Origin of the sequence: Frigoribacterium sp. CFBP 13605, from assembly GCF_014839405.1 — a bacterium.
Taxonomy (GTDB): Bacteria; Actinomycetota; Actinomycetes; order Actinomycetales; family Microbacteriaceae; genus Frigoribacterium.
The window spans coordinates 1-8413 of the sequence record NZ_JACYNS010000106.1; the positions used below are offsets into that span (position 1 = coordinate 1).

General features: G+C 72.1%; 7 protein-coding genes. 5 read left to right on the plus strand and 2 right to left on the minus strand.

Annotated elements, in window-relative coordinates:
• On the plus strand, positions 1-918 hold a 918-nt coding region (locus tag IFT36_RS13855), incomplete at its 5' end, for a tetratricopeptide repeat protein (protein ID WP_200413419.1).
• 78 nt (positions 919-996) lie between these two features.
• Here the strand turns inward: IFT36_RS13855 and glgB are convergent.
• The gene (glgB, locus tag IFT36_RS13860) at positions 997-3177 is read right to left on the minus strand and encodes a 1,4-alpha-glucan branching protein GlgB (RefSeq protein WP_192123274.1); all 2181 of its coding nucleotides are present in this window, start codon (positions 3175-3177) and stop codon (positions 997-999) included.
• Positions 3178-3187: 10 nt separating this feature from the next.
• Positions 3188-5188, minus strand: a complete 2001-nt coding sequence (locus IFT36_RS13865; protein ID WP_307785116.1) for an alpha-1,4-glucan--maltose-1-phosphate maltosyltransferase — start codon at positions 5186-5188, stop codon at positions 3188-3190.
• 401 nt (positions 5189-5589) lie between these two features.
• Between IFT36_RS13865 and IFT36_RS13870 the strand changes: the two genes are divergently transcribed.
• The 4 genes from IFT36_RS13870 to IFT36_RS13885 all read left to right on the plus strand — a co-directional run.
• The gene (locus IFT36_RS13870) at positions 5590-6168 is read left to right on the plus strand and encodes an alternate-type signal peptide domain-containing protein (protein WP_200413420.1); all 579 of its coding nucleotides are present in this window, start codon (positions 5590-5592) and stop codon (positions 6166-6168) included.
• Positions 6169-6321: 153 nt separating this feature from the next.
• Positions 6322-6921, plus strand: coding sequence for a TasA family protein (locus IFT36_RS13875; RefSeq protein WP_192123279.1), 600 nt, complete (start codon positions 6322-6324; stop codon positions 6919-6921).
• Positions 6918-7823 (plus strand): hypothetical protein, encoded by a 906-nt coding sequence (locus IFT36_RS13880; RefSeq protein ID WP_192123280.1) that lies wholly within the window; start codon positions 6918-6920, stop codon positions 7821-7823. The genes IFT36_RS13875 and IFT36_RS13880 overlap by 4 nt, the downstream gene beginning before the upstream one ends.
• On the plus strand, positions 7814-8413 hold a 600-nt coding region (locus IFT36_RS13885), incomplete at its 3' end, for a hypothetical protein (RefSeq protein WP_200413421.1). The genes IFT36_RS13880 and IFT36_RS13885, both read left to right, overlap by 10 nt.

The following is an 8413-nucleotide window of genomic DNA, read 5'->3' on the forward strand; positions in this document are numbered from 1 at the left end:
GGTCCGTCCGCGGGGGCGCCCGTCGACGGCGCGCCCGCGGGAGGCGCGGGTGGCGTCCCGGCCCCGTCCGCCGGTCAGATCGCGGTGCCGGGCCTCGTGCTCGACGCCACCGACGCCACCTTCACGCAGGTCCTCGAGATCAGCAACACCGTCCCCGTGATCGTCGACCTGTGGGCGGAGTGGTGCGGCCCGTGTAAGCAGCTGTCGCCCGTCCTCGACAAGCTGGTCGCCGAGTACGCCGGCCGCCTGCTGCTCGTCAAGGTCGACGTCGACGCCAACCCCCAGCTGACGCAGGCCTTCCAGGCGCAGTCGATCCCGGCGGTCGCCGCCGTGATCGGCGGTCGTCCCGTCCAGCTCTTCGTCGGGGCCCTGCCCGAGGCCCAGGTCCGCGACGTCTTCGAGCAGGTGCTCGAGCTGGCCGCGCAGAACGGCGTCACCGGCACGGCGGTCGTCGACGGCGCCCCGGTGGGCGAGGCCGACGAGGTCGAGCCCGAGCCGGAACCGCTGCCCCCGCACCACCAGGACGCCTACGACGCGATCGACCGGGGCGACTACGCCGCGGCCATCACGGCCTACAAGACCGCCATCGCGCAGGACCCTCGTGACCAGCTCGCCGTGGCGGGCCTCGCCCAGGTCTCGCTGCTCGAGCGACTGCAGGGCGCGTCGCTGGCCGACGTCCGTGCGGCGGCCGCGGCTGCGCCCACCGACCTCGACGCCCAGCTCGCCGTGGCCGACCTCGACCTCAGCGGGGGGCACATCGACGACGCCTTCGACCGCGTGCTGACCGTGTTCCCGTCGCTCGACCCCCACGGCCGTGACGCCGCCCGGGCCCGCCTGCTCGAGTACTTCGAGATCGTCGGGGTGGACGACCCCCGGGTGGCGACCGCCCGTCGTCGTCTGGCGATGCTGCTGTACTGAGCCGCGCCTCCTGCACGGACGACGGAACCCCCGCGACCCGGAAGGGGCGCGGGGGTTCCGTCGTGTGCCGGCGTCGGATCAGCGGCGCAGCTTCAGCCAGACGACCCCGAGCGGCGGCAGCTGGACGTCGGCGGCCGCGGGTCGACCGGCCCAGGGCTCGTCGGTGGCGGTGACTCCGCCGAAGTTGCCCACGCCCGAACCGCCGTAGACCTCGGCGTCGGTGTTGAGGATCTCGTCCCAGCGACCGGCCTCGGGCAGACCGAAGCGCATGTGCACCGGTTCACCCGAGAAGTTCGCCAGGACGGCGATCGACTCGCCCGAGCCGGACTTGCGCATGAAGGCCACGACGCTGTGCTGCGCGGCACCGCCGTCGATCCACTCGAAGCCGTCGGTGTCGAAGTCGTGCGCCCACAGAGCGGGCTCGTCGCGGTAGACCTCGTTGAGGCGGGCCACCAGGCCGTGGAGCCCCTGGTGGGCGGGCTGGTCGAGGATCCACCAGTCGAGCCCTCGTTCTTCGCTCCACTCGCCGGGCTGACCGAACTCGCTGCCCATGAAGAGCAGCTGTTTACCGGGGTGGCCCCACATGTAGGCGAGGTAGGCCCGCACGTTGGCGAGCTTCTGCCACTCGTCGCCGGGCATCTTGTTGAGCAGGGACCCCTTGCCGTGCACGACTTCGTCGTGGCTGATCGGCAGCATGAAGTTCTCGCTGAACGCGTAGACGAACGAGAACGTGATCTCGCCGTGGTGGTGCGAGCGGTAGAGCGGGTCCTCGGCGACGTAGCCGAGGGTGTCGTGCATCCAGCCCATGTTCCACTTGAGGCCGAAGCCGAGGCCGCCCTCGCTGGTCGGGCGGGTGACGCCGGGCCAGCTCGTGCTCTCTTCGGCGATCATGACGATGCCGGGGTGGCGCTTGTACGCCGTCGCGTTCGCCTCTTGCAAGAAGCTGATCGCCTCGAGGTTCTCGCGCCCGCCGAACTCGTTCGGCAGCCACTCGCCCTCGTTGCGGCTGTAGTCGAGGTAGAGCATCGAGGCGACGGCGTCGACGCGCAGCCCGTCGATGTGGAACTCCTCGAGCCAGTAGAGCGCGTTCGAGACGAGGAAGTTGCGCACCTGCGAGTCGCCGAAGTTGAAGACCAGCGTGCCCCAGTCGGGCTGCTCGCCGCGGCGGGGGTCGGAGTGCTCGTAGACGGCGCGACCGTCGAACTTCGCGAGGGCCCACTCGTCCTTCGGAAAGTGCCCGGGCACCCAGTCCATGATGACGCCGATCCCGGCCTGGTGCAGGCGGTCGATCAGGTAACGCAGGTCGTCCGGGCTGCCGAAGCGGCTGGTCACGGCGTAGTAACCGGTGACCTGGTAGCCCCAGGAGCCGCCGAAGGGGTGCTCGGCGAGCGGCATGAACTCGACGTGGGTGAACCCGAGCTCGCCGACGTACTCGATGAGCTGGTCGGCGAGTTCGCGGTAGTTCAGGCCCGGCCGCCAGGAGCCGACGTGCAGCTCGTACACGCTCATCGGTCCGGAGTGGACGTCGTTCTCGGCCCGGGCGGTCATCCAGGCGTCGTCGGCCCAGGCGTGGGCGGCCTTCGTGACGACGGACCCGGTGAGCGGCGGCACCTCGGAGGTGCGCGCCATGGGGTCGGCGCGCTCGACCCAGACGTCGTCGGGCGTGAGCACCTCGTACTTGTAGATCCCGTCCGTGACGCCGGGCACGAAGAGCTCCCAGACGCCGTTGCCGTCGAGGCGGCGCATCGCGTGCCGCTCGCCGTCCCAGCCGTTGAGGTCCCCCTTGACGCGGACGGCGCGGGCGTGCGGCGCCCAGACGGCGAAGGAGGTGCCGGTCACGCCCTCGTGCTCGCGGACGTGGCTGCCGAGCATCTTCCAGAGCTGCTCGTGGCGCCCCTCTCCGAAGAGGTACAGGTCGAACTCGGTGACGGTGGGGGTGAAGCGGTAGGGGTCGTCCGAGACCCACGCCGCGCCTCCTTCGTAGGTCGCCTGGACGGTGTAGGCGCCCACGGGCTCGTTCGTGACGCCCTGCCAGAGGCCGTGGGCCACGTGCTCGAGGGCGAAGGACGACCCGGAGGCGCCGGTCACGGTGACGGTGTCGGCCAGCGGTCGGACGACGCGGACGGCGGTGCGACCGCCGCGGGGGTGGGCACCCAGGACGGCGTGCGGGTGGCCGTGGGTGCCGTTGGCGGCCGAGAAGACCTCGTCGTCGCCCAGGGCGAAGGAGGTGTCGGGCTCGGTCGGGGGAGTGGTGGTCATCGGGTCGCTCCTACGGGGCTCGGTTGAGGTCGACGGAGAGGACGTGCACCGGTTCGACGAAGGCGTCCAGTCGGACGTAGTTGTCGTCGCCCCAGGTCCACGACTGACCGGTGATCAGGTCGCGGACGGTGTAGGTGCCACCGGGCTGCAGGCCGAACTTCGTGACGTCGAGGTGGACGGTCGTCTCGCGCGCCGAGTGCGGGTCGACGTTGGCGACGACGATGATGCCGTCGGCGCGTCCGCTGCGGGTGTGCGCACGGGACAGGTACTTCGAGAACACGAGGATCGACTCGTCGTCGCTCGAGTGGATCTCGAGGTTGCGCAGCTGGCGCAGGGCCGGGTGGGAGGCGCGGATGCGGTTGAGCTGCGTCAGGTACGGCGCCAGCGAGGCCCCCGCCTCTTCGGCGGCGGCCCAGTCACGGGGCTTGTACTCGTACTTCTCGTTGTCGATGTTCTCTTCGCTGCCCGGGCGGGCGACGTCCTCGAAGAGCTCGTAGCCCGAGTAGACGCCCCAGGTCGGCGAAGCCGTCGCGGCGATAGCGGCACGGATCTTGTAGGCCGCGGGACCGCCGAACTGCAGGTAGGGGGTCAGGATGTCGTGCGTGTTGACGAAGAAGTTCGGGCGCAGCCAGGCGCTCGTCTCCTTCGACAGCTCGTCGAGGTACTCCTCGAGCTCCCACTTCTCGTTGCGCCAGGTGAAGTACGTGTACGACTGGTGGAACCCCACCTGCGCCAACGCCTGCATCATGGCCGGCTTCGTGAACGCCTCGGAGAGGAAGACCACCTCGGGGTTCGTCTGTCGGATCTCGTGCAGCAGCCACTCCCAGAAGCGCACGGGCTTCGTGTGCGGGTTGTCGACCCGGAAGATCGTGACGCCGAGTTCGATCCAGTGACGGACGATGCGCAGCACCTCGCGGCTGACGCCCTCGTAGTCGTTGTCGAAGTTCAGGGGGTAGATGTCCTGGTACTTCTTGGGCGGGTTCTCGGCGTAGGCGATCGTCCCGTCGGGCAGGGTCGTGAACCACTCGGGGTGCTCGGTGACCCAGGGGTGGTCGGGCGAGCACTGCAGGGCCAGGTCGAGCGCGAGCTCGAGACCGGCGTTCTTCGCCGCGTCGACGAACCAGCGGAAGTCGGCGACCGTGCCGAGGTCGGGGTGCACCGCGTCGTGCCCGCCGTCGGGCGAACCGATCGCGTAGGGCGACCCGGGATCGTTCGGCCCCGCGGTCAGCGTGTTGTTCGGGCCCTTGCGGAAGGTCGTCCCGATCGGGTGCACGGGCGGGATGTACACGACGTCGAAGCCCATGCGAGCGATCGAGGGCAGGCGGCGGGCCGCGGTGCGGAACGTGCCGCTCTTCCAGGTGCCGTCGGCCTGCTTGCGGGCGCCCTCGCTGCGGGGGAAGAACTCGTACCAGCTGCCGAGGCCGGCGCGGCTGCGTTCGACGCGGAGCGCCTCGGGGGCGCTGCGCGTGACGAGGCTCGCGAGCGGCGTGACCAGGAGGACCGCGGCGAGGCGCGGATCGGTGGCGACGCGGAGCCGCGAGGCGGGGGAGAGGGCGGGGTTCGCGAGGGCCTTGGCCGCGTCGCGGATCAGGGTCGTGTCGGGGTGGTTCTCGACGGCCTCGGTCAGCAGTCGACTGCCGAGGGCGAACGTGACCTCGACGTCGAGACCGGCCGGGACCTTGATCTCGGCCGCGTGCAGCCACGTGGCCCAGTCGTCGGTGTAGGCCTCGACCTGCCAGGTCCAGTCGCCCTCGACCTCGAGCTGCACCTGGGCCGTCCACCGGTCGGTGCCGGGGATGCCGGCGACCATGCGGTGTCGGGTCTCGGCGCCCTCGGGGTCGATCGTGACGAGGTCGGCCCCGATCAGGTCGTGACCCTCGCGGAAGACGGTCGCCCCGAAGGTGACCACCTCGCCGGAGAAGGCCTTCGTCGGGAACACTCGGTCGGGGGTCGTCGGGGTGAGGCCCGTGATGGGGATCCGCCCGACTCTGGGTTCGTATGCTGTCGCCACGTTGTCGACCGTACCCGGTCTGGCCCGCCCGGTCCCGGCCCGGGGCCCCGCAGGGCCGACGGTCGCGGATCGGGGTGCGGAAGAGGCGTTTCGGGGTACAAAAACGTGTCCGCCCTGTCGCCGACAGACACTCCGGTCCGTTTTGTCCCCCCAACTGGGTGCATGCATCGGCATGAATCCCCTGTCGGCACTTTGGGGGACCGCGTAATGTCGATCCTGTCGTCGCGGCCTGCCCGCCCGAAGAACCCGAACTCCTCGAGAGCCCGGCGCCCGACGACACCGATCGGCCGCCCGACCCGGAGCCGACAGCCCCTGCAGCGCCGTGCGCCACCCCGAAGTCGACCCGACCGACGGCGCACGGCGGTGCTCGAGCGCGCCTCGGCGCGCGGAACAGGACCGACATGAACAAGCTCGTCACGGGTGCCGTCTCCGGTGCCGCCGGCATCGCCCTCCTCCTCGGCGGCGCCGGGACCTTCGCCCTCTGGAACGCCAGCACCGAGGTCAACGCCGCCAGCGTCGCCTCGGGCACGCTCTCGCTCACCCAGTCGTCGGCGGGCAGTTGGACCGACGTGACGAACGGTCGCAGCACCGCCCTCACAGCCGCCCAGGTCGCCGCCTACAAGATCGTCCCGGGCACCAAGCTGCAGTTCACGCAGCCGATCACCATCGCCGCCTCGGGCGCCGACCTGCGCGCCGACCTGACCTACGACGCGGCCTCGGTCACGGGCAGCCTCAAGCCGTACGTGACCAACACGATGGCCCTCTCGACGGCCGCCGGCGGCACGACCCTGCCCTCGGGCGTGACCGCGGGCAGCACGGCCGGCAGCTACGTCGTGGCTCCCGTCTCCGCGGGCAGCACCTCGGCCGTCGTGACCTTCGTCGTCGAGCTGCCCTCGACGGTGTCCGACGCCGCCAGCCAGGGCGGCACGCTCGACCTGAGCAAGCTGACCTTCACGCTGAAGCAGCGCGCCATCGCGTAGCGGGTGTCGGCGGCCCGACGGCCACCGCACCCCGTCACCCACCGGCGACCGGACCGCACCCGACGCGGTCCGGTCGCCCCCTTCCGTCCGTCCGTCCCGCCCAGGGACCCACGGGCCGCCGCATCGCACGATCGACCACCAGGGGGTGAGACGTTGACCGGACCGTCCCGCGGACGCGCGCGTCACCGCTCGGTCGAGCGCGCCTCCTCGTCCCGCCGTCCGCTCCGCTCGCTGTGGGCGGCGACCGCCGTCGTGGCCGGCGCGGTCACCGTCGCCCTCGTGGCGACCGGGGGGACCTACGCGCTGTGGAACTCCTCCGTCGAGCCGACGGCCGTCACGGTCGGGTCGGGGACGGCGGGCCTCTCGGTCGGCGCCGTCAAGGCCCTCGACACGTCCGCGCTCGGCCCCGGCGGCGCGACCGCGGGGACGTTCACCGCGACCAACACGGGGTCGGTCGACCTGGCCATGCGGGCGTCGGCCGGGACCACCACGGCGTCCGCGTCCGCCCTGCCCGGCGAGCTGACCGTCAGGCTCGCCGCCGTGGCGAGGGCCGCGGACTGCGTCGTCGGCGTCGGCGGCTACTCCGCCCGGCCCGCCGCGTTCGACACGGGGAGCGGGTACTTCACGTTGCCGGCCGGAGTCACCGTCACCGGCTGCGTCGTCGTCACGCTCGACTCGGACGTCCCGGCGACCCTGCAGAACCAGACCTCGTCGATCGGGCTCGTCCTGACCGGGACGCAGGTGGCCCCGTGAGCGGGCGCCGGCCCCGGACGACCACGCGATCGACGTTGGCCGCCGTCGTCGTGGGCGTGATCGTCGGCGTGGCCCTGGCCTCGGGAGGCGCGGCGTCCGCCCTCTGGACGGCGTCCGCCACCGTCACCGAACAGGTCAGGACCGGTGCCGTCGGCCTCACGGCCGGCACCCTCGACGCCCTGCAGGCCGACTACGCCGGATCGACCAGGTCGCTCACGGCGCCCTGGACGTTCACGAACTCGGGGACGGTCGCGGCGTCCTACTCGACGAGCGGCAGCCTGAGCTCGGGCAGCTCCGCCGCCCTCGCCGCGTCGATCGCCGTCGTCGCGTGGCCGGTGACCGCCGCGTCCGCCTGCACGTCGACGACCGCCGTCGGCCCGGGCAGCGTCAGCGGCACCTGGTCCGCCGTGCCGAACCTCACCGGGACGTTGGCGAGCAAGGCCGCCGCGACCTGGTGCCTCCGCACCTCGATCGCGACGTCCTCTCCCACCGGGCGCGTGAACCCGGTCCTCACGGTGTCGCTCGCCTCCGGGTCGTGGGCCGCCACGCCGCAGGACCGCCGGATCGTCCAGAACAACACGATCGTCCCCCCGCAGACGGCGGTCTGCCGCACCGACGGCGAGGCCTACGCCTGGCTCGACTTCGACCCGTCGACCCGGGCGACCGCGACCCGGTACGCGACCTACGTCGGCGGCACCCGGATCTCGAACGACGAGCGGACCGGCGACTACCCGCACTTCGCGTTCACCCGCGACAACCTGCCCAGGGACCCCTTCGGCGACGGCCCGATCCACGTCGACATCCGCGTGATGGTCGACGGGCAGCCGACCGACCTCATGGCCGTCGGCACGGTCACGGTGGTCTACGACCAGTACGGCACGAGGAACATCCAGTGCGGGTGACCGGCGGTCGGGCGGTCGCGGTCGTCGTCGCCGTCGCGGCGGTCGTCCTGGGCCCCGGCGTCGTCTCGGCCGCGGCTCCCGCCACGGCCTCGACCGCGCCCCGCCTCATGGTGAGCGACGACGGCCGGCACTGGCAGGGTCGCCTCGACTCCGCTCTCTTCGGCGACGGGCTGCGGCTCGTCCCCGGGGCAGGCACGACGGGCACCTTCTTCGTCAAGAACCTCTCGAGCGAGCCCGCCGTGCTCAGCGCCCGCCTCGTCGACGTCACGACCTCGTCGCCCGCGTTCGCCGAGGCGGTCACGGTCCGTTCGCACTCCGACCTCGACGTCGGCGACCTGCCGCCCGTCACCCTGTCCGGAGACGGGTGCACCCCCGTGCTCGCGCCGGTCCGCCTCGCCGCCGGGCAGGAGGCCCCGGTCACCGTCTCGGTCGACCTCGACGCCTCCGCCGCCGCGGGCACCGGTGACCAGACCCTGGACTTCGCCGTGCTCGTCACGCTCACGGGGCTGGCCGGGTCGGCCGTGCCGGCCGGCTGCGCGTCGGCCGGGACCGCCGGCGCGGCCGACCCCGCCGAGACGAGCACAGGAGGC

Coding starts and splice junctions, on each gene's coding strand:
- glgB (WP_192123274.1), bottom strand. CDS start 3,177: ATGACCACCACTCCCCCGACCGAGCCCGACACCTCCTTCGCCCTGGGC.
- IFT36_RS13870 (WP_200413420.1), top strand. CDS start 5,590: ATGAACAAGCTCGTCACGGGTGCCGTCTCCGGTGCCGCCGGCATCGCC.